Below are 26,223 nucleotides of genomic sequence, written 5' to 3' on the forward strand. Positions count from 1 at the left end.
CACGCTCGCCGTCAGCCGGGAAGCGGGCCGGTCACGGATGGACAGCGAGTGGTCGGCGCGATGATCGAGCCTGGAGTCGGTCGCGGGACCGGCGGCCCGCTCGGGCCGCCGGTTCTGAGGATCAACGCGGCTTGGGGGCCACGGCGATCATGGGATTGGCCGCCGAGACGGTGACGGTCGCGGTCGACTCGGCGATCTCGGTCTCCAGATCGCGCACGGTGCCGTCGAAGGACTCGGCGCTGCCCGGCTCGATCTCCTTGACCTCGGTCGGCAGACCGATACGGTCGAGGATGGCGATGAACGGCTCCGGGTCCAGCTCCTCGACGTTGACCATGGTCTTGGTGTCCCAGGTGCCGTCGGCGATCAGCATGGCGGCGGCGACCGGCGGCACGCCGGCCGTGTAGCTGATGCCCTGCGATTCGACCTCTTCATAGGCGGCCTTGTGGTCCGAGACCTGATAGATGAAGACCTCGCGCGGCTTGCCGTCCTTGATGCCCTTGACGAAGTTGCCGATACAGGTCTTGCCGGTGTAGTTCGGGGCCAGCGTCTTGGGATCGGGGAACAGAGCCTTGACCACCTTGAGCGGCACCACTTCCTGACCGTCGGCGAGCTTGACCGGCAGATGGTCGAGGAAGCCCAGGGTGCGCAGCACGGTGAAGACGTTGATGTAGTGATCGCCGAAACCCATCCAGAACCGAATGCTCTCGGCGTCGATGTTCTGCGACAGCGAGTGCAGCTCGTCGTGGCCGTTGAGATAGATGGGGGAGGGGCCGACCACCGGCAGATCGTAGACGCGCTTGACGGTGTGGGTCGGATACTCCTTCCACTGGCGGTCGATCCAGGTCCAGACCTTGATGAACTCGCGGAAGTTGATCTCGGGATCGAAGTTGGTCGCGAAATACCGGCCATGACTGCCAGCGTTGACGTCGATGATGTCGATGGTCTCGATCTTGTCGAAGTAACGCTTGACCGCCAGCGCGCAGTAGGCGTTGACCACGCCCGGATCGAAACCGGCGCCGAGGATGGCGGTCACGCCCTTTTCGGCGCAGCGGTCCTTGCGCTTCCACTCGTAGTTGGCATACCAGGGCGGATTCTCGCAGACCTTGTCCGGGTCTTCGTGGATGGCCGTGTCGATGTAAGCCACGCCCGTCTCCAGGCAGGCCTCCAGGATCGACATGTTGAGGAACGCCTGACCGAGATTGATGACGATCTCGGAGTTGGTCTCGCGGATCAGCTCGACGGTCGCCGGGATGTCGAGCGCATCGATCTGGCGCGAATAGAGCTTCCTGGACGGATCCTTGAGATGCCCCTTGCGGTGGATGCTCTCGATGATCTCATCGCACTTGGACTGGGTGCGCGAGGCGATGCAGATGTCGCCCAGCACATCATTGTTCATCGCCGCCTTGTGCGCGGCCACATGCGCGACGCCGCCGGCGCCGATGATCAGCACGTTTTTCTTCATGGAGTTCTCTGTTGGACGTTGCTGTGGTTTGAAGAATGGCTTGGGAAACCGGGTTTTTGCCTGTCGCCGGGTCAAGGTCCGGTTCCACGCGCGGCAGCCGGGTGGCGCCGATCAGGACAGACTGCGCTTGAAGTCGTCATAGCCAAATGAACGCACCCGCTCCAGGGTGCCGTCGAGCCGACGCACCACGATCGCGGGCATGGCCACGCCATTGAACCAGTTGACCTTGACCATGGTGTAACCGCCGGCATCGGCGATGCGCACTTCGTCGCCGACTTGCAGCGGTGCGGCCAGTTTGAAGTCGCCGAAGACGTCACCGGCCAGACAGGTGCGTCCGGCGACCATCATCCGGTGCTCACCGGGCGGCGGGCTGGCGAGTCGGGGATGGGTGCGATAGATGAGATGGTCGAGCATGTGCGCCTCCAGCGAGGCGTCGATGATGGCGATGTCGACCTCATTGTGCACCACGTCGAGCACGGTGGTCACAAGCTCGGTGCTCTGGGTGACGGCCGCCTCGCCCGGCTCCAGATAGACCTGGATGTCGAACGTCCGGCTGAACGCGCGCAGAGCCTCGCAGAAGGCATCCAGCGCATAGCCGTCCTGGGTGAAGGACAGCCCGCCGCCCAGACTCACCCACTCCATCCGATGCAGCAGCTCGCCGTATTCGCGCCCGAGGGTTTCGAGCGAGGCGCGGATGTTGTCGACGTCCGGGTTCTCGCAGTTGAAATGGAACATCAAGCCCTTGAGCCAGGGCGCGACCTCGGCCAGCGCCGCCGTGTCGCTGACGCCCAGCCGCGAATAGCGCCGCGCCGGATCGGCCAGATCGAAGTTCGAATAGCTGATGCCCGGATTGACGCGCAGTCCCAGGTTCAGACCCGCCACGTCCGGATGGAAGCGCCGCAGCTGCGACAGCGAGTTGAAGATGAGCTTGTCGGCGAACTCGCGCACCGCCAGCACCTCGTCGCGCGAAAAGCCGACACTGTAGGCGTGGGTCTCGCCGCCGAACGTCTCGTACCCCAGACGCGCCTCGTAGAGCGAACTGCTGGTGGTGCCGTCCATGTACTGGCGCATCAGATCGAACACACTCCAGGTCGAGAAACACTTGAGCGCCAGCACCGACTTGGCGCCGGAGCGTTCGCGCACCTGCTGGATGATCTCAAGGTTGTGCTTGAGCCGGGACTCGTCGATCAAGTAATAGGGTGTGGCCAGGTCTGTCATCGAATCTATGCAAACTCGTGGGGGAAGGGTCGGGGAGACGGCGCGCGCTCGGGTCGCGAAGCGCGGCTGTGTGGGCTGGAGATCGCCTTGGTCGAACTCTAAAGGCCGCGCATGACACTTTGATGACGAACGGCGCTGAGTAACTGCGCATGATGGCCACCAGCGGCCTGAGCGTCAAGAATTAGCACTCCCCTTGACAGAGTGCTAATCGATACATATATTTTTCATGCAAGCGATCGCCCCTCGGGGGATCGCCCGACCGGCGGTTCGTCACGAACGCCAAATGTCTGTCCATATTGCTCATTTGGAGGATATGTCATGTCCACGCTCGACTTCTCACCCCTGTTCCGCTCCATGATCGGCTTCGATCGTCTGGCCAATGCGCTGGAGACGGCCTATCGCACCGAGCCGGGCGGCTATCCGCCCTACAACGTCGAGTTGCTCGACGAGAATCGCTATCGCATCACGCTCGCCGTGGCCGGCTTCACCGAGGCCGAACTGGGCATCGAGGCCAAGGAGAACCTGCTCACCGTCACTGGTCAGCGTCAGGCGACCGAGAGCGAGGGGAATTTCCTCTATCGCGGTATCGCCAACCGGGCCTTCGAGCGTCGTTTCCAGCTCGCCGACTATGTGAAAGTCGAGGAGGCGCGTCTGGAGAACGGTCTGCTGCACATCGATCTGGTGCGCGAGGTGCCCGAGGCAATGAAGCCGCGACGTATCGAGATCCGTGGTGCCGGCGCCAATCCGGCCATCGAGCATGCAGCCGCCGCCAAGGCCGCTTGAGCCTGAGTCGCTGACGCGCACGACGGCTGATCGCTGATACGTCGAGCCAAGGGCCGGGGTCGTTCCCCGGCCTTTTTGCGTTCAGGCAAAAAAAGACCCGGCGGTGTGCCGGGTCGAAAAGTCTCTCGTAGAAGAGAGACGAGGAGGACAGCGTGACCTGGCGCCGGCCAGGAAATTCGGTGCATCGCCCGAGTGTATCGGCGACCATGGATGGAAGTTTAGATGATTTTCGACGATTGCAATGGGTCCAATGTAAATATTTTTCTCGGATCGGCCCCATCGTTTTCATTGCGACGCGCTTCGTCTATTCCACCACAAGCAAGTAAACCCCGTCAGGTCACGACATCCGGCTCGGTGCGTCCGGTGCGGGATTCGATCTGGGCCAGTTCGCGCGCGATGAGGACGAGCGGGCGCATCGCGTCCTGAGTATCGCTGTGGTGCAGCGCCGGATCCGGCTCGAAGTATTCGAGATAGACCCGCAGTGTGGCCCCCGAGGTGCCTGTGCCCGAGAGCCGATAGACGATCCGCGCGCCGCTCTCGAAGCCGATGCGGATGCCCTGGCGTTCGGAGACGCTGCCGTCGATGGGGTCGGTGTAAGCGAAGTCGTCGGCATAGCTCACGGTCTCCGCCCCGAGTTGACGGCCAGGCAGATCGGGCAGCAGCCGGCGCAGATGGTCGACCAATCCCTCAGCCGCGTCCAGATCCACGCCCTCATAGTCATGCCGGGTGTAGAAGTTACGCCCGAAGCGTTTCCAGTGATCGGTCAGGATCTCGGCGACCGACTGCTGACGCACCGCCAGCAGATTGAGCCAGAACAGCACCGCCCACAGCCCGTCTTTCTCGCGCACATGATCCGAGCCGGTGCCGAAGCTCTCCTCGCCGCAGAGCGTGATGCGCCCGGCGTCGAGCAGATTGCCGAAGAACTTCCAGCCGGTGGGCGTCTCGAAGCACTCGATCCCCAGGAAATCCGCGACCCGATTGGCCGCCTGACTGGTCGGCATCGAGCGAGCGATGCCCCGGATGCCCTGCCGATAGCCCGGCAGCAGATGCGCGTTGGCGGCGAGGATGGCGAGACTGTCGCTCGGGGTGACGAAGCAGTCGCGTCCGAGGATCATGTTGCGATCGCCGTCGCCATCGGACGCCGCGCCGAAGTCGAGTCCGTCCGACCCGTGCATCATGGCGACCAGTTCCTGGGCATGGGCGAGATTGGGGTCGGGATGACCGCCGCCGAAGTCCTCCAGCGGCACGCCGTTCATCACGGTGCCGGGCGCGGCACCGAGCCGGTTCTCCAGGATCTCGATCGCATAGGGACCGGTGATGGCGTGCATGGCGTCGAAACGCATCTGGAAATGGCCAGAGTTGAACAGATGATGGATGGCGTCGAAGTCGAACAGCGCCTCCATCAGATCGGCATAGTCGCTGACCGGGTCGATGATTTCGATCTCGGTTTCACCAAGCCGGAAGGTGCCGAGCTGGTCGAGATCGACAGGCGGCGTGTCGAGCGTCAGATAACGGTCGATGCTCTTCGTCCGCGCGAAGATCGCCTCGGTGACGGATTCGGGCGCGGGTCCGCCGTTGGCCGAGTTGAACTTGATGCCGAAGTCCTCGTCCGGCCCGCCGGGATTGTGGCTGGCCGAGAGCACGATACCGCCCTGGGTCTTGTACTTGCGGATGACGCAGGAGACGGCCGGCGTCGAGAACAGCCCGCCGCGCCCGACGATGAGCCGACGCACGCCATTGGCCGCCGCCAGTCGCAGGATGACCTGGATCGCCTCGCGATTGAAGTAACGCCCATCGCCGCCGACCACCAGACTGCCGCCCTGGAGTTCGGGCTGGCTGTCGAGGATCGCCTGGACGAAGTTCTCCAGATAGCCCGGCTGCTGGAAGACCTTGACCTTCTTGCGCAACCCGGAGGTTCCGGGACGCTGACCCTCGAACGGCGTGGTGGCGATGTGGAGCGTTTCCATCTTCAAACCCTTGAATTGTGGTTGAATAGACTTCACTGAGCAGCCGGCGCACGGCGGCGGGACGGCCGTGACGAGAACGGGGCGATGCCGACGTTGACGGGCATTGTATCCCCCCGGCCCCGTGCGACAATAAGCGGCGCGCGACAATTCGCGCCCATCCCCCACATTTCACAGCAAGGTAAGTACCCAAAGATGACAGTCGAAGCGCATAAGGAAACACTGGAGTTCAAGGCCGAGGTGAGCCAGGTGCTGGATCTGGTGATCCGCTCGCTCTACTCGAACAAGGAGATCTTTCTGCGCGAACTGGTCTCCAACGCCTCGGATGCGGCCGAAAAACTCCGCTTCGAGGCGTTGAGCGACGACGGACTCTACGAGGGCGACTCGGAGCTGCGTATCCGGGTCACGGTCGATCGCGACGCCGGCACGGTCACGATCTCGGACAACGGCATCGGTCTGAGCCGCAACGAGGTGGTCGAGACCATCGGCAGCATCGCCAGCTCCGGCACCCGCCGCTTCATCGAGAGCCTGTCGGGCGATCAGGCCAAGGACAGCACCCTCATCGGTCAGTTCGGCGTCGGCTTCTATTCGGCCTATATCGTCGCCGACAAGGTGACGCTGGTCTCGCGCCGCGCCGGTCTCGGGGCCGAGCATGGCGTGCGCTGGGAGTCCGACGGACGCGGCAGCTACACGCTCGAAACGGTCGAGAAAGCCGGACGCGGCACCGACGTCACCCTGCATCTCAAGGAAGACGAGAAAGAGTTCCTGGATAGCTGGCGTCTGCGCTCGATCATCGGCAAGTTCTCCGACCACCTCGCCATCCCGGTCGAGATGGCCAAGGAACTCTACGGCGAAGAGGCCGAGCAGAAGAAGGGCGAGCCGCCCGAATTCGAGCAGGTCAACCGCGGCACGGCGCTGTGGATGCGCAACAAGTCCGACATCACGGAAGAGGAATACAACGACTTCTACAAGCACGTCTCGCACGACTTCCAGCCGCCGCTGGCCTATGCCCACAACCGGGTCGAGGGCACCAACGAATACACCGCGCTCCTCTATGTGCCGAGCAAGGCGCCCTGGGATCTGTTCGACCGCGACCAGAAGCACGGCGTGAAGCTCTATGTGCGCCGCGTCTTCATCATGGACGAGGCCGACAAGCTGATGCCGCACTATCTGCGCTTCGTCAAGGGCATCGTCGACTCCGACGACCTGCCGCTGAACGTCTCGCGCGAAATCCTCCAGCACAACCGCAAGATCGACACCATCCGTCAGGCCAACACCAAGCGCGTCCTGGGTCTGCTCGAAACCCTGGCCAAGGACGAGCCTGAGAAATACGCGACCTTCTGGGACGAGTTCGGCAAGGTGCTGAAGGAAGGTCCGGCCGAGGACTTCGCCAACAAGGAACGCCTCGCCGGTCTGCTGCGCTTCTCGACCACCCACAGCGAGGGCAGCGAGCAGCGCGAGTCGCTCGACGCCTATATCGAGCGCATGAAGGAGGGGCAGGACAAGATCTACTACATCACCGCCGACAGCCCGGCGGCGGCGCGTCACAGCCCGCATCTGGAAGTCTTCCGCAAGAAGGGCGTCGAGGTACTGCTGCTCTCCGACCGCGTCGACGAGTGGCTGGTCAGCCATCTGCACGAGTACAAGGGCAAGTCGCTCCAGTCGGTCGCCAAGGGCGACCTGGATCTCGGCGAGTTGGCCGACAAGGAGGAGCAGGAAGCCAAAGAGAAGGCGGCGACCGAGCACAAGCCGCTGCTGGATCGGCTCAAGAGCGCGCTCGGCGAGCAGGTCGCCGAGGTGCGTCCCAGCACCCGGTTGGTCGATTCACCGGCCTGTCTGGTGGTCGGCGCCGACGACATGAGCGCCAACCTGGCGCGCGTGCTCAAGGCCGTTGGTCAGAGTGCGCCCGAGACCAAGCCGATCCTGGAGGTCAACCTGGATCATTTGCTGGTGCGGCGTCTGGAGTCCGAGTCGGACGAAGGGCGCTTCAATGATCTGGCCTCGATCCTGTTCGATCAGGCGCAACTGGCCGAAGGCGGTCAGCTCGACGATCCGGCGGCCTTCGTCGGGCGTCTGAACAAGCTGATGCTCAACATGATGATGGCCGGCGGCTGACGGTCGTCGATACGCGATGCCTGACGACGCGCTACCAGCGTTGATCGGGCGTTTTTGACGGACATCCCGGGCAGACTGGGATGTCCGTTTTCGTTGTCCGTGTTTGTAGGTGCGGCTTCAGCCGCGTCGACGGGCTTTAGACGTAGCCTGAAGCATTGAAATATGCAAAACTGACGATTGCTCAATGCCTTGAGCGCGTCGCCCGGTTGATTCGGGTGGTCGCGCCGCCAAGGGGCATGGCATACTGCGTAGGATTCGGGTTTTCCGTCAAATAATTCAAATGTTCCATCGAGGAGATCACAGCATGCGCATCATCCTGCTCGGCGGCCCAGGCGCGGGTAAGGGCACCCAGGCCGGCTTCATCAAGGCGCACTTCAACATTCCGCAGATCTCGACCGGCGACATGCTGCGCGCGCACGTCAAGCAGGGCACCGAGCTGGGTCTGGCCGCCAAAAAGATCATGGACGAGGGTGGCCTGGTCTCCGACGACATCATCATCGGCATGGTCAAGGAGCGCATCACCGAGGCCGATTGCGCCAACGGCTGTCTGTTCGACGGTTTCCCGCGCACCCTGGCCCAGGCCGACGCACTCAAGGACGCCGGCATCCATATCGACGCCGTGGTCGAGATCGACGTGCCGGACGAGGAGATCATCAAGCGCATGTCCGGCCGGCGCGTGCATCAGGCCTCGGGTCGCACCTATCACGTCGTCTTCAATCCGCCCAAGGTCGAGGGCCTCGACGATGAAACCGGCGAGCCGCTGATCCAGCGCGACGACGACCGCGAGGAGACCGTCAAGGCACGTCTCCAGGTCTATCACGACCAGACCGAGCCGCTGATCGGCTATTACTCCTCCTGGGCCGAGCAGGGCGGCGAGGGTGCGCCGCGCTACATCAAAATCCACGGCATCGGTCAGGTCGAGGACATCCGCGCCCAGATCCTGGCCGGGCTCGAAGCGCTCTGAGGCGATTGCCGGACAGGACGACCCGCAGGATGGGCAGAGCGAACGCCATGCCCATCTCAATCGGCCGCAATCCGCCTGAAACTGATAACGCGACCGGATCACGCGCGTTCGTTCCGGTCGCGTTTCCATGCCCCGATCCGTCGCGCCCGCCATCCGGGGCGGGTCACGGGAGCCGCCGTTTCTGTTAGTATCCCACTCAACTTTTCATCCAACGGGGAGGCTCCCATGGCCGTCGTCGAGCTCGATACCGCCAATTTCGAACAAACCATCCAGAACAACGCCTTCGTGATCGTCGACTTCTGGGCGCCCTGGTGCGGACCCTGCCGTTCCTTCGCCCCCGTCTACGAGAAGGTCTCGGAGGACTTCCCGGACATCGTTTTTGCCAAGCTCAACACCGAAGAGCATCAGGCGATCGCGGGCCATTTCCAGATCCGTTCCATCCCGACGCTGATGATCTTCCGCGACCAGATCATCATCTTCTCGCAAGCCGGCGCGCTGCCCGAGGGTTCCTTCCGCGATCTGCTCACCAAGGCCGGCGAACTCGACATGGACGACGTGCGACGCCAGATCGCCGAGCAGTCCAACGCTCAGGCTTGATCGGCTGACGCCAACGACGCGAGACGACGGGTCGTGAGCGGCCCGGGTCGATCGTGTCGCGCTCTGCACGTTCCACCCTTGATGCAATTCGCGCTCGACCGCGCCTTTCTCCTCAAACTGATCGCGGGGCGCCCGGATGTCGGCGCCCTGATGAGTCTGTGCGAGGAGAACTTCATCCTTCTGCGGCGTCTGGCCCCGGAGTTGAACGCCTATCCGGCCGGACAGCGCCTCTCGCGGCGTCCCGGAACCGTCGATCTCGCTCTGGAGGTCGAGGAGCAGGCGCGCTACACCACGCTGGTGCATCTGACCCATCGTTTCACGGACGCCGAGACGCTGGAGACCCATTCAGACCCGGATGCCCGGCTGCGCGTCTACCACGACGCCCGGCAGGTCGAGGTGCTGGAGCTGCGCCAGTCCATGCTGCCTCTGCGCACCCGGTACGCGCATCCGGCCCTGACCGACAAATGGCGGGCCAATCTGTTCCTGTCCAAATGGCTGATGTTCTGTCTGCGTCAGGGGCATGGCTTCGCGCCCGATCCGAGCCCGGTCGACGGGCGGCGCTCGCTGGTCGATGGTGCGTCGCCGGTCTGTCTCGCCCAGCCTTCATAGCATCGCTGATCGGCTCATGTGCGAGCCATGCTTGAAATAAGGGAATTGTTGACTAATTTAGTCCAATGACAATTCTCACTCCCAAGCAGGCAGCACAACCATGAGACTATCGACCAAAGGCAGATACGCGGTGACCGCCATGCTCGACCTGGCCCTGCACGCGGGCAAGGGTCCGGTGACGCTGGCGGACATTTCATCCAGTCAAGGCATCTCGCTGTCCTATCTGGAACAACTGTTCGCCGCCTTGCGCGCCAAGAAGCTGGTGCGCGGCGTGCGCGGTCCGGGCGGCGGCTATTATCTGGGTCGCGCGCCGAGCGAGATCTCGATCGCCAACATCATCTGTGCCGTCGACGAGTGGGTGGAGCTGACGCGCTGCGGCGGGCGCCAGAACTGTCACGAAGGCCAACGCTGTCTGACGCATCATCTATGGGACCAATTGAGCGACGAGATCTTCAAGTTTCTCAGCGACATCTCGCTCCAGGATCTGGTCGAGCGGGGCGGGCATCCCAAGATCGAATTCGCCGCGCCGCGCGTCACGCTCGAACCCGAAAAACAGCGTCGCGCGGCCTGATCGCCGTGGGATCGCATTTCCGGCGCTGAAAAAACTGTCCCGGCAGTGGTATGCTTCACAGCTTCTGTCCAGGCCGCCCGCTTGACTCCATCGGCGGGCGGCTCGGCCTTTTCAACCCTAGCTTGACGATTCATGGGCGCCATGGCAGAGCAGCCAGACGGTTTGATCTCGATTCAGGACTTCGTGCGCTGGGGCGCGAGCCGCTTCAACGCGGCCGGCCTCCACTTCGGGCACGGTACCGATAACGCCATCGACGAGGCGGCGCTGCTGGTGCTGAGCGCCCTGCACCTCGACCCCAATCTGCCCGCGAACTTCCGCGACTGCCGACTCACTCCGGCCGAGCGGGTGCGCGTCTGCGAACTCATCGAACGCCGGGTCGTCGAGCGCGTGCCGGCGGCCTATCTGATCGGGCGTGCCTGGTTTGCGGGACTGGAGTTCCGGGTCGATGAACAGGTGCTGGTGCCGCGCTCGCCGATCGCCGAGCTGGTCGAGGTCGGGTTCGATCCCTGGATCGATGCCGATCGTGTCGGCCGGGTGCTGGATCTGTGCACCGGCAGCGGCTGCATCGGCATCGCGGCGGCGGTCTATCTGCCGGATGCCGACGTCGATCTGGTCGACATCTCGCCCGAGGCGCTGGTCATCGCCCGTGACAACGTCGAGCGCCACGGCGTCGGCGACCGGGTGCAGGTGTTCGAGTCCGACCTGTTCGCCGCGCTCGGCGATCAGCGTTACGACGTGATCGTCTCCAACCCGCCCTATGTCTCGCGCGCCGAGTTCGAGGCGCTGCCGACCGAGTATCACAACGAGCCGCATCTGGGCCTGCTCGCCGGCGAGGACGGACTCGACATCGTGCTGCGCATCCTCGACGAAGCCGCCGACCATCTCAACGAGCGCGGCATCCTGGTCGTCGAGGTCGGCAACTCGCTGCCCTTCCTGGAGTCGCGTCTGCCGGGTGTGCCCTTCACTTGGATCGAATTCGAGCGCGGCGGGGAGGGGGTCTTCCTGCTCACGCGTGAGCAGCTCCTCGACTACCGGCCGCTCATCGAGGAGGCGCTCTATTCCTGATGCACAGGCCGCGTCCTGCGATTCGCGGTACCGGCAATTGCATTCCCACATCCTGCCACATCAGAGGCCGAATTCCAGCGCCCCGGATTCGGTCACGGCGGGGACGATGCCTGAACAGGCTTTACACGACGGGCCGCTCGGGAGCCAGAGACGCCCCTCGCGGCTGGAGGATTGAACGGTGGAGCAAGGCGTTTCCTTCGACCTTGATTTGATTCGTCGCTACGACCAGAGCGGTCCGCGCTATACCTCGTATCCCACGGCGGTCGAGTTCGACGAGTCCTTCGACGAGGCGGCCTACAAGGCGGCCTGCGCACGCAGCAACGAAAGCGGTCGGCCGCTTTCGATCTATTTCCACATCCCTTTCTGCGACACGGTCTGCTTCTATTGCGCCTGCAACAAGATCGCGACCAAGGACCGCTCGCTGGCGCCGCCCTATCTGGAGCGCGTCTATCGCGAGCTGGAGATGCAGTCGGCCCTGTTCGACAAGTCGCGTGTCGTCGAGCAGCTGCACTGGGGCGGCGGCACCCCGACCTTCCTCAGCCACGACCAGATGGTCGAGCTGATGGACGTGACGCGCCGTCATTTCACCCTGGCCGATGACGAGACCGGCGAATTCTCGATCGAGATCGACCCGCGCGAGGCCGATGCCTCCACGGTCAAGCTGTTGCGCCAAATTGGCTTCAACCGCATGAGTCTCGGCGTACAGGACTTCGACGAGCGGGTGCAGGCGGCGGTCAACCGCTTCCAGACCGAGGCTCAGACCATGACGGTGCTGGAGGCCGCGCTCGCCGAGGGCTTCCGCTCGACCAGTATCGATCTGATCTACGGCCTGCCGTTCCAGTCGGTCGAGAGCTTCATGAAGACCCTGGAGCGCGTGATCGAGGTCAATCCGCAGCGTCTGTCGGTGTTCAACTATGCGCATCTGCCCGAGCGCTTCAAGCCGCAGCGACGCATCAACGAAGCCGATCTGCCCGCGCCTCAGGTCAAGCTCGACATCCTGCAATCGACCATCGCGCGTCTGACCGAGGCCGGCTATGTCTTCATCGGCATGGACCACTTCGCCCGTCCCGACGACGAGCTGGCCGTCGCCCAGCGTGCCGGCACCCTGTACCGTAACTTCCAGGGCTACTCGACCCACGCCCATTGCGACCTGATCGGCATCGGTGTCACCTCGATCGGTATGATCGACAACACCTACGGCCAGAACCGCCGCGAACTCGACGAGTATTACGCCGACATCGACGCCGGGCGTCTGCCGGTGTTCCGGGGTCTCGAACTCAACCGCGACGATCTGATCCGGCGCGACGTCATCACCCGACTGATCTGCCATTTCCAGCTCGACAAGGCGGCGGTCGCGGCTCAGTGGGGCATCGTCTTCGACGACTATTTCGCAGACAGTCTCGCCAAGCTCAAGGGCATGGAAGAGGATGGGCTGGTGACGGTCGACGCCGACAGTATCCGCATCCAGGCGCGTGGCCGACTGCTGGTGCGCAACATCTGCATGGCCTTCGATGCCTATCTGGCCGCCAAGACCGGCCCGATCGGCTTCTCCAAGGTCATCTGAGCACGGCTGGAGGCTGGAGGCGTACCAGCCTCCAGCCGCCGCTGGAAGCGTCGATGACGAATCCGGCCCGCTGTCAAGTGGGCGGTTCGTGCTATACTTTCCGGCTTTTGAAGGCGCCGCCCAGGCGAATGCGGGGCGGCGTCGAGATTTTTATTGACAGGCGTGGCGCACCAGCTTGGCGTCCGCGGGAGAAATTCAATGCAAGTGTCGGTTGAAGCGGGCGAGGGACTCGAGCGGCGGATGCGGGTCGACCTGCCGTTCGATGAGGTCGGTGCCGAGGTCGAGAAGCGGTTGCAGCAGCTCGCGCGCCGCGCCAAGCTGCCGGGTTTCCGGCCCGGCAAGGTGCCGATGAAGGTACTGCGTCAGCGCTACCACGCGGAGCTTCACCAGGAAGTCTTCGGCGACATGGTGCAGAAGACCCTCTACAAGGCCTTCGAGCAGGAGTCGCTGATGCCGGCCGGTATGCCGCACATCGAGCCCGATCTCGACATCGACGCCGGTCGCATGGCGTATACCGCCGTCTTCGAAGTCATGCCCGAGATCACGCTGGCCTCGGTGAGCGACAAGGTCGTCAAGCGCCCGGTGAGCGAGCTGACCGACACCGATCTGGACGACATGATCCAGCGCCTGCGCGAGCAGCGCAAGACTTGGGCGGCCGTCGAGCGTCCGGCTCAGGCCGGCGACCAGCTCAGCATCGGCTTCGTCGGCACGATCGAGGGCGAGGCCTTCGAGGGCGGTACCACCACCGGCTTCAAGCTCGAACTCGGTTCGGGCCGTCTGATCCCCGGCTTCGAGGATGGCCTGATCGGCGCGGCCGTCGGCGAGACGCGCACGCTCGACCTGACCTTCCCCGAGGGGTATCAGGCCGAGCATCTGGCCGGCAAGCCGGTGCGCTTCGAAGTGACCGTCGAGTCGATCGCCGAGCCGCGTCTGCCCGAGGTCGACGCCGAGTTCGTCAAGAACTTCGGGGTCGAGGACGGCGACGTCGAGCGCTTCAAGGCCGATGTGCGTCGCAACATGGAGCGCGAGTTGAAAGAGCGCCTCACCGCCCGCACCAAGGAGCGGGTGATGGACATGCTCTATGAAGCCAATCCGGTCGATCTGCCCAAGGCGCTGATCCAGAGCGAGATGCGCACCATGGTCGAACAGATGCGTCAGGCTCTGGGTGGCGGCCAGATGCAGCTGCCGCCCGAGATGTTCGAGCCCGGCGCCAAGCGTCGGGTCGCCCTGGGGCTGATCCTGGGGCAGATCATCCGTGACAACGAGATCAAGGCCGATCCGGAGCGCGTGCGCGAGACCGTCGAGCGTATGGCTGCAAGCTATGAGCAGCCGCAGGAAGTGCTCGATTACTACTATGGCGACGAAGAGCGCCTGAGTTCGGTCCGGGCGCTGGTCATGGAAGAGCAGGTGGTCGATCTGATGCTCGAACAGGTCCAGGTCGAGGACGAACCGCTGACCTTCGCGCAACTCACCGAGCAATAGGGCGTCGTCACGTCCGCGTATTCAGCGGCGGCGATCAGGCGGCGGAGTCGCTCCGCCATGCGGACGCCGCCGCGATGACGCGGCGCTGTCTCCCTCTTTTCAACGATCAATCGAAGATTCCAGCCATGAGCACACCCCTGAGTCGCACCGATTGGCAGCCCCAAGGTCTGGGGCTGGTGCCCATCGTCGTCGAGCAGACCGCGCGCGGCGAGCGTTCGTTCGACATCTATTCGCGTCTGCTCAAGGAGCGGGTCATCTTTCTCGTCGGTCCGGTCGAGGACCACATGGCGAATCTGGTGGTGGCGCAGCTGCTGTTCCTGGAATCGGAGAACCCGGACAAGGACATCCATCTCTATATCAACTCGCCCGGCGGCTCGGTCACGGCCGGTCTGGCCATCTATGACACCATGCGCTTCATCCGTCCCGACGTGAGCACCATGTGCATCGGTCAGGCGGCGAGCATGGGCGCGCTGCTGCTGGCTGGCGGCGCGGCGGGCAAGCGGTTCTGTCTGCCGCACTCGCGCATGATGATCCATCAGCCGCTCGGCGGCTTCCAGGGTCAGGCGACCGACATCGAGATCCATGCGCGCGAGATCCTCTACATTCGCGAGCGGCTCAATCAGATCCTGTCCCATCACACGGGGCAGCCGATCGAAAAGATCGCCGAGGATACGGATCGCGATCGTTTCATGGACGGCGAGACGGCACGCGAATACGGATTGATCGATCAGGTCATCACTGAGCGCGGCCCGGTCGCCTCCAAAAAATCCTGAGAACACCGCCCGCCCTCCAAGATCGAAAGACTGAAACAGCCATCGAAAGACCCGTCCCGCCGCATCGATGGCGGGACGACCTTCCTGAACCGGAACGACCCAGGCGCCTCTCGCCAACCAGGATGATCGGATCAGGGGCCATCCCGCCGAAATTCGTGATCGAGTCCAAGGTTCGTGCTCAAGTTTCTTGCCATATACCCCCAAATGGTTATGATTGAACCCGCCTCATTCGGGAATGCAGGATTAGCATCCCTCACAGCCCCCCCGGAGATCTACGCCCGATGAGTAAGAGCGACGACGGTAAACTGCTCTATTGTTCCTTCTGCGGTAAGAGCCAGCACGAAGTGCGCAAGCTCATCGCGGGTCCATCGGTGTTCATCTGCGATGAATGCGTCGAACTGTGCAACGACATCATTCGCGAGGAGATGGAAGAGAACGCCGCCGAGACGACCAACCATCTGCCCAAGCCGCGCGAGATCAACGCCAAGCTCGATGAATTCGTGATCGGACAGGAGAAGGCCAAGAAAGTCCTCTCGGTCGCCGTCTACAACCATTACAAGCGGCTCGAAGTCGCCGAGGCCAAGGAAGACATCGAGATCGCCAAGAGCAACATCCTGCTCATCGGTCCGACCGGCTCGGGCAAGACTCTGCTCGCCGAAACGCTCGCGCGTCTGCTCAACGTCCCCTTCACCATCGCCGATGCCACAACCCTGACCGAGGCCGGCTATGTGGGCGAGGATGTCGAGAACATCATCCAGAAGCTCCTGCAGAAGTGCGACTACGACGTCGAGAAGGCGCAGACCGGCATCGTCTACATCGACGAGATCGACAAGATCTCGCGCAAATCGGACAACCCGTCGATCACGCGCGACGTCTCGGGTGAGGGCGTGCAGCAGGCATTGCTCAAGCTCATCGAGGGCACCATCGCCTCGGTGCCGCCGCAGGGCGGGCGCAAGCATCCGCAGCAGGAGTTCCTCCAGGTCGATACCTCGAACATTCTGTTCATCGTCGGCGGCGCCTTCGCGGGACTCGACAAGGTGATCCAGAATCGCTCCAAGAAGACCGGCATCGGCTTCTCGGCCGAGGTCCAGAGCAAGGACGACAGCCGTCAGATCAGCGAACTGCTGAGTGCGGTCGAGCCGGAAGACCTGATCCGCTACGGACTCATCCCCGAGTTCGTCGGCCGTCTGCCGGTGATGGCGACCCTGGAAGAACTCGACGAAGCGGCCCTGATGCTGATCCTCACCGAACCCAAGCATGCGCTGGTCAAGCAGTATGCGCGGCTGTTCGAGATGGAAGGCGTGCAACTGGAGATCCGCGACGACGCGCTGCGTGAGATCTCGCGCAAGGCGATGGAGCGCAAGACCGGCGCGCGCGGGCTGCGGACCATCATGGAACAGGTGCTGCTCGACACCATGTACGATCTGCCCTCCATGGATCATGTCAGCAAGGTCGTGATCGATGCCTCGGTCATCAATGGCGAGAACAAGCCCTTCCTGATCTACGAGCGGATCGAAAAGCAGGCCGTCGCGGCGGATTGATCCGGACGCTGTGTTTTTGAACCGCCAGGGCGCCAAGTGCCCCCTAGCGGTTTCAATACCCATCCAATCGCTGGGCGCGGGTCGATCGACTCGCGTCCTTCTGGGTTCCAGGCGTTGAAGAGCTTGCCCCCAGCCCCGATCCTGTCAGCATACTCACCATCCCGACGTCCTGTGCTTCGATCCGTGACCGCCGTCTCCGGCACGGCTCACGCCCCCCCCATCCGGTGGAACGTCGCTTCTAACGAGAACAGGTTTCCATGGCTCAAAACATCCCAGCTTCCGGTCGTGAGCGATCCATCCAGCAGGAAGTTCCCGTACTTCCACTGCGGGATGTGGTCGTCTACCCGCACATGGTCATCCCGCTGTTCGTCGGGCGCGACAAGTCGATCCGCGCGCTCGACGCGGCCATGGCCACCGACAAGCAGATTCTGCTGATCGCGCAGAAGAGCGCCGATGTCGACGAACCCGGTGTCAAGGATCTCTACGAGATCGGCACCCTGGCCAACATCCTCCAGTTGCTCAAGCTGCCCGACGGCACGGTCAAGGTACTGGTCGAGGGCAGCCAGCGCGCCCAGATCGACCGTTTTCTGACCACGGAAGACGCCTTCTCCGCGCTCATCCAGCCCATGTCCGAGACCCTGGAGATGGACGAGCGCGAGCAGGAAGTGCTGATGCGCTCCTCCCTCGCGCTCTTCGATCAGTACGTCAAGCTCAACAAGAAGGTGCCGCCCGAGGTGCTGACCTCGCTCGCCAGCATCGACGACGCCGGCCGGCTCGCCGATACCATGGCCGCACACATGGCGCTCAAGCTCGACGAGAAGCAGCGCGTGCTGGAGATGATCGACATCGCGGTGCGACTCGAACATCTGATGAGCCTGATGGAGGCTGAGAACGACATCCTCCAGATGGAGAAGCGCATCCGTGGGCGTGTGAAGCGCCAGATGGAGAAGAACCAGCGCGAGTACTATCTCAACGAGCAGATGAAGGCGATCCAGAAGGAACTGGGCGAGCTGGAAGACGCACCCAACGAGATCGAGGATCTGGCCCGGCGCATCGAGGCCGCCGGGATGCCGCGCGAGGCCAAGAACAAGGCGCTCGGCGAGCTCAACAAGCTCAAGCTGATGTCGCCCATGTCGGCCGAGGCGACTGTGGTGCGCAACTACATCGACACCCTGGTCAGTGTGCCCTGGAAGAAGCGCACCCGTATCCGCAACGACATCAAGGTCGCCGAGGCGGTGCTCGACAAGGATCACTACGGGCTGGAGAAGGTCAAGGAACGCATCCTCGAATATCTGGCCGTGCAGCAGCGCGTGCGCAAGCTCAAGGGGCCGATTCTGTGTCTGGTCGGGCCGCCCGGTGTCGGCAAGACCTCGCTCGGGCAGTCGATCGCGCTCGCGACCAACCGCAAGTTCGTGCGCATGTCACTCGGCGGCGTGCGCGACGAGGCCGAGATCCGCGGCCATCGCCGCACCTACATCGGCGCGCTGCCGGGCAAGATCATCCAGAACCTGTCCAAGGCCGGTTCGCGCAACGCCTTCTTCCTGCTCGACGAGATCGACAAGATGGCCATGGACTTTCGTGGCGATCCAGCCTCGGCGCTGCTCGAAGTGCTCGACCCCGAACAGAATCACACCTTCGCCGATCACTATCTTGAGGTGGACTTCGACCTGTCCGAGGTCATGTTCGTGGCCACGGCCAACACGCTCAACATCCCTCCGGCGCTGCTCGACCGCATGGAGGTCATCCGGCTCTCGGGCTATACCGAGGACGAGAAGGTCGCCATCGCCGAGCGTTATCTGGTGCCCAAACAGATCCGCAACAACGGCCTCAAAAGCTCCGAGCTGGTGATCCGCGAGAACACTCTGCGCGACATCATCCGCCACTACACCCGCGAGGCCGGTGTGCGCAACCTGGAGCGCGAGATCTCCAAGCTCTGCCGCAAGGTGGTGAAAGAGATCCTGCTCAAGAAGCGCGGCGCGCCCACGGTGATCACGCCCAAGTCGCTGGAGAAGTATCTCGGCGTGCAGCGCTATCGCTATGGCCGCGCCGACGAGCACGATCAGATCGGTCAGGTCACGGGTCTGGCCTGGACCGAGGTCGGCGGCGAGCTGCTGCGCATCGAATCGGCGCTGGTGCCCGGCAAGGGCAAGTTCACCTACACCGGTCAGCTCGGCGACGTGATGCAGGAGTCCATCCAGGCGGCCATGACCGTGGTACGCGCGCGTGCCGACGCACTCGGCGTGCCGGCGGACTTTCACAACCAGTTCGACATCCACATCCACGTCCCCGAGGGTGCCACGCCCAAAGACGGCCCGAGCGCGGGCGTGGCCATGTGCACGGCCCTGGTCTCGGCCCTGACCAAGATCCCGGTGCGCTCCACGGTCGCCATGACCGGTGAGATCACACTGCGCGGCGAGGTGCTGCCGATCGGCGGACTCAAGGAGAAGCTGCTCGCGGCTCATCGCGGCGGGATCGAGACCGTCATCATCCCGCTGGAGAACGAGCGCGATCTGACAGAAATCCCGAAGAACATCAAGCAACATCTCAAGATCCATCCGGTGCGCTGGATCGACGAGGTGCTCGACCTGGCCTTGACCCAGCATCCTGCCCCTATCGAAACAAAGATCGATGGGGAAGAGCCGGTCGTGGAGGCCGATGAGGCGCGCGAAGGGGGCGCCGAGGCCGGACGCGAGCAGGGCGCACGCCTGCATCACTGAGTCTGGCTGCAATTGATGGTTGCTTCGCGCGCCCTCTGCGCATTAGGATGCTTGGACGATCGAGGCGCCCCACGGCGGGGCGCGCGGGCCTTTCCAGACGGTCGAGAAGGGCCAGACCGTATCCGGCGACCGGGCGCGGCTCGACGCTGACCATTCAGGCATAAAACTGGGGATTCACAGGGGAAATCCATGAATAAATCGGAACTCATCGAAAAAATGGCCGAGGCCGCCGACATCTCTAAGGCTGCGGCCGGTCGCGCCCTGGATGCCTTCACCGATTCGATTGCTGTTGCATTGAAGGAAGGAGATACTGTATCATTGATCGGGTTCGGTACCTTCTCGTTGAAAGAGCGCGCGGCCCGCACCGGTCGCAACCCGCAAACGGGCGCTACCATCGAAATCAAGGCATCGAAAACGCCTTCATTTAAGGCTGGTAAAGCACTCAAAGACGCGGTACAATAGTCGCTCGCTTCACAAGGGTGCTTAGCTCAGCTGGGAGAGCATCGCCCTTACAAGGCGAGGGTCGCAGGTTCGATCCCTGCAGCACCCACCAAAATTTGGAGCGGTAGTTCAGTTGGTCAGAATACCGGCCTGTCACGCCGGGGGTCGCGGGTTCGAGCCCCGTCCGCTCCGCCAACTTCGAGTAAACGGGGTATCCATCACAAGTGGATACCCCGTTTTTTTGTTTCTGGACCTGGATCTTCGCGAGTCACCATGCTTCAGACCATCCGTGAACGCGCCCAAGGCTGGATCGCTTGGGCCATTGTCATCCTGATCAGTATTCCATTCGCCCTGTGGGGGATTCAGTCCTATCTGGGTGTGGGCGGTGAGCCGATCGCGGCGACCGTCAATGGGGTCGAGATCCCGGCGCGCGAGCTGGACCGACGGGTCCAGGAAACGCGCTTCGAACTGCGTGAACGCCTGGGCGCGGCCTATGATCCAGCGGCCTTCGATGATCAGCGTCTGCGCGCCGAGGTGCTCGAAACCCTGATCCAGGAAGCCTTGCTCATGGACGTTGTCGGGCGTCTCGGGTTGCGTGTCTCGGACCAAGAGGTCCAGATGCAGATCCTTTCCGATCCGGCCTTTGTCAGCGAGGGTCGGTTCGACAAGGACACCTATGAACGTCTGTTGCGCTTCCAGGGTCTGACCCCGGCGATGTACGAGGCGCAGTTGCGTCAGAAGATGAGCGCGACCCAGTTGATTCGCGCCGTCTCCAGCAGCGAGCTGGCCACGCGCGCCGAACTGGACACCTACAAACGGCTCATGGGTCAGAAGCGCGAGATCAGCTATCTACGGCTGCCGCTGGCCGAGCATCGCACCGAAGAGCCGATCGACGAGGCGCGCATCACGGCCTATTACGACTCCAATCGCACCCGCTTCCAGAGTCCTGAGCAAGTCAGGCTCGACTATCTGGTGCTCGACACCGACGCCCTGTCCTCCAAGGTCGAGGTGAGCGAGGAGGATCTGCGCCAGCTCTATGCGTCCGATCAGGCGCGTTTCGTTCAGCCCGAGCGGCGCGAAGTGCGTCATCTGCTGCTCAAGGTCGATGCGAACGCGGATGAAGCCGCCGCGCAGGCGGTGCTCGATGAGATTCAGGCGATTCGCGCCCGGATTCAGGCGGGGGAGTCGTTCGAGGAACTGGCCAAGACGCTGTCGCAAGATCCGGGCAGTGCCGCCAAGGGCGGGTCGCTCGGGTTCATCGAGTCCGGCATCATGGTTCCAGCCTTCGATCAAGCGGCTTTCGCCCTCAAGACGGGTGAGCTGAGCGAGCCGATCCGCACCCCCTTCGGCTATCACCTGATCGAGGTGGTCCAGATCCTGCCATCCAAGGCCAAGCCGTTCGAGGACGTGCGCGAGCCGTTACACGCCGAGCTGGCCAAGCAGCGCGCCGAGGGGCTGTTCTATGATCTCGCTGAGCGTCTGGCCAACATCAGTTACGAGTCGCCGGACAGTCTCGATCCGGCGGCCGAGGCGCTGGGGCTGACCATTCAGCACAGCGACTGGATCGGCCGCAAGGGGGGCGATGAAGGACTGCTGTCGCACCCCAAGGTCATGGCGGCAGCCTTCAGCGAGGACGTTTTGGTCGGCGGCAACAACAGCGACCTGATCGAACCCGAGCGCGATCGGCTCCAGGCTGTCGTGTTGCGCGTGGCCGAGCACCGCGAGGCCTCCGTCAAGCCCCTGGACGAGGTGCGCGAGGAAATCGTCGCCGCCATCCGTGACGAACAGGCGCGCGCGGCGGCCAAATCAGCCGCCGAGGCGCTGGCTGAAAAGCTGCGTGACGGCTCCGGCTGGTCGGCGGTCGGTGAGGAACTGAAGCCCGAGTCGCCGGGGCTGATTGATCGTCAGAGCACCGAGGTGCCGGCCGGCGTGCTGGATGCGGCCTTCAAGCTGCCGGTGCCGACCGATGGGGCTGTCAGTGTCGGAACCGCGATTCTGGACGATGGCGATGCGGTCGTGGTGCGTCTGACCAAGGTCGAGGATGGTCAGGTCGCGGCTGATGGGGAGGGCAGCGAAGACGGCTTCTCGGCCGAGTCCTTCATCATCACCCAGATCATGGGGCGTCAGGCCTATACCAATGTGCTCGAAGACATGGAGTCGCGCGCCAAGATCGAGCGCAAAGCATCACAGGGGAGCGACGAGGCGCTGTAAGCGGCTGGTTGACGCTGGCACGTCACAGGATGGCTCCCACGCCTGAGCGTGGGAGCCGGCAACGTTCGGCTGCAATCTCCAGGGGGGGGGCGCGATCAGCCCAGTCCGAGGATGTTGTAGCCGGTGTCGACATAGAGGATGTCGCCGGTGATGCCCGAGGCCAGATCCGAGCACAGGAAGGCGGCGGCATTGCCGACTTCCTCGATGGTGACGTTGCGCCGCAGCGGGGTGCGTTCTTCGACCTTCTTGAGCATGTCGCGGAAGTCCGAGATGCCGGCGGCGGCCAGGGTGCGGATCGGGCCGGCCGAGACGGCATTCACGCGCGTCCCCTTGGGGCCAAGCGAGGCGGCCAGATAGCGGACGTTGGCTTCCAGACTCGCCTTGGCGATGCCCATGACGTTGTAGTTCGGCACCGCGCGCACCGCACCCAGATAGGACATGGTGACGAGCGCGCCGTTGCGGCCTTCCATCATGCCGCGTCCGGCCTTGGCCAGCGCGGCGAAGCTGTAGGAGCTGATCTCGTGGGCGGTGTTGAAGCCCTCGCGGGTGACGGCGTCGACATAGTCGCCTTCCAGTTGCTCGCGCGGGGCGAAGGCGATCGAGTGCACGATGCCGTCGAGTCCGTCCCAGCGCTCGCCGAGCGACTTGAACAGGGCTTCGATGTCGGCATCCTGGGCCACGTCGAGCGGCAGCACGATGTCCGACCCGCACTTGTGCGCCATCTCCTCGACGCGCGACTTGAGCTTATCGTTCTGGTAGGTGAGGGCGATTTCGGCGCCCTGGCGATGCATCGCCTCGGCGCAGCCCCAGGCGATCGAACGGTTGCTCGCCACGCCGGTGATCAGAATCTTCTTGCCTTCTAGGAAACCCATGGGTGTTTTGTCTCTGTTGTAGCTCAGTGGACGGATGAAAAGTCGTCGTACCCGTTGACACTCTGGACGAGGGTTGCAACAGTACCGAATCTTGTCATTCGGTGAAAGGGTAGGGCGACGGTGCGCGACTGGGTCGAACGAGGATGGATAGGCGTGTTCGGGCTGCTGGTACTCGCGCTTTCCGGCTGCGGCGAGTCGGCCTGGAACGATCCCTATCCGGCGGCGGACGCCGAGGCCAACGTCTATTACAGCTCCTTTGCCGAGCGTCCCAAGCATCTGGACCCGGCGCGCTCCTACAGCTCGGACGAGTACGCCTTCCTGGCGCAGATATACGAGCCGCCGCTGCAATATCACTTTCTGCTCCGGCCCTATCGTCTGGTGCCGCTCTCGGCGGCTGAGGTACCCGAGCCGCGCTATTTCGACGCCGCCGGCCATCCGCTACCCGAAGATGCGCCGGTTGCGGCGATCGATCACAGTGACTATCTGATCCGCATCCAGCCCGGCATCCGGTTTCAGCCGCATCCGGCCTTTGCGCGCGCCGATGACGGGAGCTATCGCTATCACGCGCTGAGTCCAGGGGATCTCAAGGGCATCAACCGTCTGGCCGACTTCGAGGCAACCGGCACGCGCGAGCTGACCGCCGAGGACTTTGCCCATCAGATCAAGCGTCTGGCCGCGCCCTGGTCGCATTCGCCGATCGCCGGATTGATGCGCGAGCACATTCGCGGCTTCGGTGAACTGGCCGACCAGCTCGCGGGGCTGGAGTCGGCCGGCGCGCTGGAGCGGGTCGCGGCCCTGCGTCAGGCAAGCCTCAGCGGCGTCGAGGTGCTGGACAGCCGGACGCTGCGCATCCGTCTCGAAGGCAAGTATCCGCAGTTCCAGTACTGGCTCGCCATGCCCTTCTTCGCGCCCATGCCCTGGGAGGCCGATGTCTTCTACGCTCAGCCGGGACTGGCTGAGCGCAACATCACGCTCGACTGGTATCCGGTCGGCACCGGCCCCTACATGTTGAGCGAGAACGACCCGAACCGACGCATGGTGCTGGAGCGCAATCCCAACTTCCACGGCGAGTCCTATCCGAGCGAGGGCATGCCCGAGAATCGGGATTCAGGCATCCTGAACGACGCCGGCCGGCCGATCCCCTTCATCGACCGCGCCATCTACAGCCTGGAGAAAGAGGACATCCCGCGCTGGACCAAATTCCTCCAGGGCTACTACGACGCCTCCGGGATCTCGTCGGATGCCTTCGATCAGGCAGTCCAGATCGACGCCTCGGGCGAGCCGATACTGACTGAGGTCATGCGCGAACGCGGCATCTCGCTGCTGACCTCGGTCGAGCCATCGATCTTCTACATGGGCTTCAACATGCTTGACCCGGTGATCGGCGGCGACTCCGAGCGTGCGCGTCTCTTACGCCGGGCGATCTCGATCGCGGTCGACTTCGAGGAATTCATCTCGATCTTCGCCAACGGGCGCGGTCTGGTGGCCCAGAGTCCGCTGCCGCCCGGCATCTTCGGCCATCGCGAGGGCGAGGCGGGCATCAATCCCTTCGTCTACGAATGGCGCAACGGTCGCCCTGAGCGCCGCAGCCTCGACGAGGCGCAGGTGCTGATGGAGCAGGCCGGCTATCCGAATGGCGTCGATCGTGAGACCGGCCGTGCCCTCAGCCTCAACTATGAGGCCGTCGCCACTGGCCCCGATGATCGCGCGCGCCTGAACTGGATCCGCAAGCAGTTCGCCAAGCTTGGCATCGAGCTGGTCATCCGCTCGACCGACTATAACCGCTTCCAGGAGAAGATCCGCAACGGCACCGGACAGGTGTTCATGTGGGGCTGGAACGCCGACTATCCCGATCCCGAGAACTTCCTGTTCCTGCTCTATGGCCCCAACGGCAAGGTCGAGCATCAGGGCGAGAACGCCTCGAACTATGCCAACCCCGAGTTCGACCGGCTGTTCGACGCCATGAAATACATGGAGGACGGCCCCGAGCGTCAGGCGCTCATCGACCAGTTGGTCGAGATCGCCCGGCGTGACGCGCCCTGGATCTGGGGCTTCCATCCCAAGTCGTTCAGCCTGCATCATCGCTGGCTGCTCAACGCGCATCCCAACCAGATGGCCAACAACACGCTCAAATACCGGCGTCTCGATCCCGAGCAGCGTCAGGCCGCGCGGCGCGACTGGAATCCGCCGATCCTCTGGCCGCTATGGGCCGCCGGTGGAGTGCTGGTGCTGCTGGTGCTGCCGGCCTGGTGGATGGTGCGTCGTCGCGAGAGGAGTACGGCCCTGTGACCGCCTATATCGTGCGTCGGCTGCTGTATGCCATCCCGATCCTGATCGGGGTCAATCTGCTGACCTTCATGCTGTTCTTCGTCGTCAACTCGCCGGACGACATGGCGCGGATGCATCTGGGGCAGAAGCGCGTGACCGAAGAGGCGATTCAGAGCTGGAAGGCCGAGCGCGGCTATGATCGCCCGCTGCTCTACAACGCCGAGGCCGATGGTCTGGCGAGCCTGACCGACACCATCCTGTTCCAGAAATCGGTCAAGCTGTTCGTCTTCCAGTTCGGTTCGTCGGACGACGGGCGCGACATCGGCTATGACATCTCGCAGCGCATGTGGCCGAGTCTGGCGATCGCGGTGCCGGTGCTGCTGATCGGGCTGGCGTTCAACATCAGCTATGCGCTGTTCATCGTCTTCTTCCGTGCCACCTATGTCGATATTGGAAGCGTGGTGCTGTTGGTGGCCATGATGTCGATCTCGGGGCTGTTCTACATCATCGGCGGGCAGTTCCTGATCGGCAAGCTCTGGCATCTGGCGCCGATCTCGGGCTACGACCAGGGGCTGAATGCCTGGAAGTTCCTGATCCTGCCGGTGATCGTCGGGGTCGTCGCCGGGATCGGCTCGGGGACGCGCTGGTATCGCACCCTGTTCCTGGAGGAGATCGGGCGCGACTATGTGCGCACGGCGCGCGCCAAGGGCCTGAGCGAACGGGTGGTGCTGTTCCGGCATGTGCTGCGCAATGCGCTCATCCCGATCCTGACCGGCGTGGTGGTGGTGTTGCCGCTGCTGTTCATGGGCAGTCTGATCACCGAGTCGTTCTTCGGCATTCCGGGACTCGGCAGCTATACCATCGACGCCATCAGCAATCAGGATTTCGCCATCGTGCGCGCCATGGTCTTCCTCGGCGCCGTGCTCTATATCCTCGGTCTGATCCTGACCGACATCTCCTATACCCTGGTCGACCCGCGCGTCAGATTGCAATGAGGAGGCCCGCG

The 26,223-nt window shown here is 63.4% G+C and carries 20 protein-coding genes and 2 tRNA genes; 18 read left to right on the forward strand and 4 right to left on the reverse strand.

Features of this window, described 5'->3' with window-relative positions; translation table 11 throughout:
- Nucleotides 1-121: 121 nt before the first annotated feature.
- A complete protein-coding gene (locus HW932_RS16685; RefSeq protein ID WP_176977629.1) occupies nucleotides 122-1,462 on the reverse strand; it encodes a saccharopine dehydrogenase family protein in 1,341 nt (446 codons plus the stop codon).
- A 111-nt stretch (nucleotides 1,463-1,573) separates the two neighbouring features.
- Nucleotides 1,574-2,680: a carboxynorspermidine decarboxylase gene (gene nspC / locus HW932_RS16690; RefSeq protein WP_176977630.1), complete on the reverse strand. Its 1,107-nt coding sequence runs from the start codon at nucleotides 2,678-2,680 to the stop codon at nucleotides 1,574-1,576.
- A 318-nt stretch (nucleotides 2,681-2,998) separates the two neighbouring features.
- On the opposite strand from nspC, the gene HW932_RS16695 reads away from it, so the two are divergent.
- Nucleotides 2,999-3,463, forward strand: coding sequence for an Hsp20 family protein (locus tag HW932_RS16695; RefSeq protein WP_176977631.1), 465 nt, complete (start codon nucleotides 2,999-3,001; stop codon nucleotides 3,461-3,463).
- A 332-nt stretch (nucleotides 3,464-3,795) separates the two neighbouring features.
- On the opposite strand, the gene HW932_RS16700 is transcribed toward HW932_RS16695, so the two are convergent.
- Nucleotides 3,796-5,430, reverse strand: coding sequence for an alpha-D-glucose phosphate-specific phosphoglucomutase (locus HW932_RS16700; RefSeq protein WP_176977632.1), 1,635 nt, complete (start codon nucleotides 5,428-5,430; stop codon nucleotides 3,796-3,798).
- A gap of 192 nt (nucleotides 5,431-5,622) precedes the next feature.
- Between HW932_RS16700 and htpG the strand changes: the two genes are divergently transcribed.
- From htpG to HW932_RS16775, 15 genes are all read left to right on the forward strand, one after another.
- Nucleotides 5,623-7,542, forward strand: a complete 1,920-nt coding sequence (gene htpG, locus HW932_RS16705; RefSeq protein ID WP_176977633.1) for a molecular chaperone HtpG — start codon at nucleotides 5,623-5,625, stop codon at nucleotides 7,540-7,542.
- 304 nt (nucleotides 7,543-7,846) lie between these two features.
- Complete coding sequence (adk, locus tag HW932_RS16710) at nucleotides 7,847-8,506, forward strand: adenylate kinase (RefSeq protein WP_176977634.1); 660 nt, start codon at nucleotides 7,847-7,849, stop codon at nucleotides 8,504-8,506.
- A gap of 225 nt (nucleotides 8,507-8,731) precedes the next feature.
- Nucleotides 8,732-9,103: a thioredoxin gene (trxA, locus tag HW932_RS16715; RefSeq protein WP_012970627.1), complete on the forward strand. Its 372-nt coding sequence runs from the start codon at nucleotides 8,732-8,734 to the stop codon at nucleotides 9,101-9,103.
- Between the two features lie 81 nt (nucleotides 9,104-9,184).
- Nucleotides 9,185-9,712, forward strand: a complete 528-nt coding sequence (locus HW932_RS16720; protein ID WP_176977635.1) for a DUF1249 domain-containing protein — start codon at nucleotides 9,185-9,187, stop codon at nucleotides 9,710-9,712.
- Between the two features lie 100 nt (nucleotides 9,713-9,812).
- The gene (locus HW932_RS16725; RefSeq protein ID WP_176977636.1) at nucleotides 9,813-10,283 is read left to right on the forward strand and encodes an Rrf2 family transcriptional regulator; all 471 of its coding nucleotides are present in this window, start codon (nucleotides 9,813-9,815) and stop codon (nucleotides 10,281-10,283) included.
- A gap of 141 nt (nucleotides 10,284-10,424) precedes the next feature.
- Nucleotides 10,425-11,348 carry a 50S ribosomal protein L3 N(5)-glutamine methyltransferase gene (prmB, locus tag HW932_RS16730; RefSeq protein ID WP_176977637.1) on the forward strand — a complete coding sequence of 308 codons (924 nt, stop codon included), beginning with the start codon at nucleotides 10,425-10,427 and terminating at the stop codon, nucleotides 11,346-11,348.
- Between the two features lie 178 nt (nucleotides 11,349-11,526).
- A complete protein-coding gene (hemN, locus tag HW932_RS16735; RefSeq protein WP_176977638.1) occupies nucleotides 11,527-12,912 on the forward strand; it encodes an oxygen-independent coproporphyrinogen III oxidase in 1,386 nt (461 codons plus the stop codon).
- 198 nt (nucleotides 12,913-13,110) lie between these two features.
- On the forward strand, nucleotides 13,111-14,394 hold the full coding sequence (gene tig / locus HW932_RS16740; RefSeq protein ID WP_176977639.1) for a trigger factor: 1,284 nt from the start codon (nucleotides 13,111-13,113) through the stop codon (nucleotides 14,392-14,394).
- Between the two features lie 125 nt (nucleotides 14,395-14,519).
- Nucleotides 14,520-15,167, forward strand: a complete 648-nt coding sequence (clpP, locus tag HW932_RS16745) for an ATP-dependent Clp endopeptidase proteolytic subunit ClpP (protein ID WP_012970633.1) — start codon at nucleotides 14,520-14,522, stop codon at nucleotides 15,165-15,167.
- A gap of 281 nt (nucleotides 15,168-15,448) precedes the next feature.
- Entirely contained in the window at nucleotides 15,449-16,708 is a 1,260-nt protein-coding gene (gene clpX, locus HW932_RS16750) for an ATP-dependent Clp protease ATP-binding subunit ClpX (protein ID WP_012970634.1), read from the forward strand.
- Nucleotides 16,709-16,965: 257 nt separating this feature from the next.
- Entirely contained in the window at nucleotides 16,966-19,425 is a 2,460-nt protein-coding gene (lon, locus tag HW932_RS16755) for an endopeptidase La (protein ID WP_176977640.1), read from the forward strand.
- A gap of 189 nt (nucleotides 19,426-19,614) precedes the next feature.
- Entirely contained in the window at nucleotides 19,615-19,887 is a 273-nt protein-coding gene (locus tag HW932_RS16760) for an HU family DNA-binding protein (protein ID WP_012970636.1), read from the forward strand.
- A gap of 15 nt (nucleotides 19,888-19,902) precedes the next feature.
- Nucleotides 19,903-19,978, forward strand: a tRNA-Val gene (locus tag HW932_RS16765).
- Between the two features lie 6 nt (nucleotides 19,979-19,984).
- Nucleotides 19,985-20,061: transfer RNA gene (locus HW932_RS16770), tRNA-Asp, on the forward strand.
- A 78-nt stretch (nucleotides 20,062-20,139) separates the two neighbouring features.
- Nucleotides 20,140-22,077 (forward strand): SurA N-terminal domain-containing protein, encoded by a 1,938-nt coding sequence (locus tag HW932_RS16775; RefSeq protein WP_176977641.1) that lies wholly within the window; start codon nucleotides 20,140-20,142, stop codon nucleotides 22,075-22,077.
- 95 nt (nucleotides 22,078-22,172) lie between these two features.
- Here HW932_RS16775 and HW932_RS16780 read toward each other — a convergent pair whose 3' ends face one another.
- Nucleotides 22,173-22,949: an enoyl-ACP reductase FabI gene (locus HW932_RS16780; protein WP_012970638.1), complete on the reverse strand. Its 777-nt coding sequence runs from the start codon at nucleotides 22,947-22,949 to the stop codon at nucleotides 22,173-22,175.
- Between the two features lie 153 nt (nucleotides 22,950-23,102).
- Between HW932_RS16780 and HW932_RS16785 the strand changes: the two genes are divergently transcribed.
- Both HW932_RS16785 and HW932_RS16790 read left to right on the forward strand, forming a co-directional pair.
- Complete coding sequence (locus tag HW932_RS16785) at nucleotides 23,103-25,238, forward strand: ABC transporter substrate-binding protein (protein ID WP_343047390.1); 2,136 nt, start codon at nucleotides 23,103-23,105, stop codon at nucleotides 25,236-25,238.
- Nucleotides 25,235-26,212, forward strand: coding sequence for an ABC transporter permease subunit (locus HW932_RS16790; protein WP_176977643.1), 978 nt, complete (start codon nucleotides 25,235-25,237; stop codon nucleotides 26,210-26,212). Before HW932_RS16785 ends, HW932_RS16790 begins: the two co-directional genes overlap by 4 nt.
- Nucleotides 26,213-26,223: the final 11 nt, after the last annotated feature.

The sequence above is a fragment of the Allochromatium humboldtianum genome (assembly GCF_013385175.1).
GTDB classification, from domain to species: domain Bacteria; phylum Pseudomonadota; class Gammaproteobacteria; order Chromatiales; family Chromatiaceae; genus Thermochromatium; species Thermochromatium humboldtianum.

Bases quoted from the DNA above. Each gene is read 5' to 3' on its own strand.
- lon (WP_176977640.1), top strand. From the start codon at position 16,966: ATGGCTCAAAACATCCCAGCTTCCGGTCGTGAGCGATCCATCCAGCAG.
- prmB (WP_176977637.1), top strand. From the start codon at position 10,425: ATGGCAGAGCAGCCAGACGGTTTGATCTCGATTCAGGACTTCGTGCGC.
- clpX (WP_012970634.1), top strand. From the start codon at position 15,449: ATGAGTAAGAGCGACGACGGTAAACTGCTCTATTGTTCCTTCTGCGGT.
- HW932_RS16720 (WP_176977635.1), top strand. From the start codon at position 9,185: ATGCAATTCGCGCTCGACCGCGCCTTTCTCCTCAAACTGATCGCGGGG.
- htpG (WP_176977633.1), top strand. From the start codon at position 5,623: ATGACAGTCGAAGCGCATAAGGAAACACTGGAGTTCAAGGCCGAGGTG.
- adk (WP_176977634.1), top strand. From the start codon at position 7,847: ATGCGCATCATCCTGCTCGGCGGCCCAGGCGCGGGTAAGGGCACCCAG.
- HW932_RS16725 (WP_176977636.1), top strand. From the start codon at position 9,813: ATGAGACTATCGACCAAAGGCAGATACGCGGTGACCGCCATGCTCGAC.
- HW932_RS16695 (WP_176977631.1), top strand. From the start codon at position 2,999: ATGTCCACGCTCGACTTCTCACCCCTGTTCCGCTCCATGATCGGCTTC.
- HW932_RS16780 (WP_012970638.1), bottom strand. From the start codon at position 22,949: ATGGGTTTCCTAGAAGGCAAGAAGATTCTGATCACCGGCGTGGCGAGC.
- HW932_RS16775 (WP_176977641.1), top strand. From the start codon at position 20,140: ATGCTTCAGACCATCCGTGAACGCGCCCAAGGCTGGATCGCTTGGGCC.
- trxA (WP_012970627.1), top strand. From the start codon at position 8,732: ATGGCCGTCGTCGAGCTCGATACCGCCAATTTCGAACAAACCATCCAG.
- HW932_RS16700 (WP_176977632.1), bottom strand. From the start codon at position 5,430: ATGGAAACGCTCCACATCGCCACCACGCCGTTCGAGGGTCAGCGTCCC.
- HW932_RS16760 (WP_012970636.1), top strand. From the start codon at position 19,615: ATGAATAAATCGGAACTCATCGAAAAAATGGCCGAGGCCGCCGACATC.
- HW932_RS16685 (WP_176977629.1), bottom strand. From the start codon at position 1,462: ATGAAGAAAAACGTGCTGATCATCGGCGCCGGCGGCGTCGCGCATGTG.
- nspC (WP_176977630.1), bottom strand. From the start codon at position 2,680: ATGACAGACCTGGCCACACCCTATTACTTGATCGACGAGTCCCGGCTC.
- tig (WP_176977639.1), top strand. From the start codon at position 13,111: ATGCAAGTGTCGGTTGAAGCGGGCGAGGGACTCGAGCGGCGGATGCGG.
- clpP (WP_012970633.1), top strand. From the start codon at position 14,520: ATGAGCACACCCCTGAGTCGCACCGATTGGCAGCCCCAAGGTCTGGGG.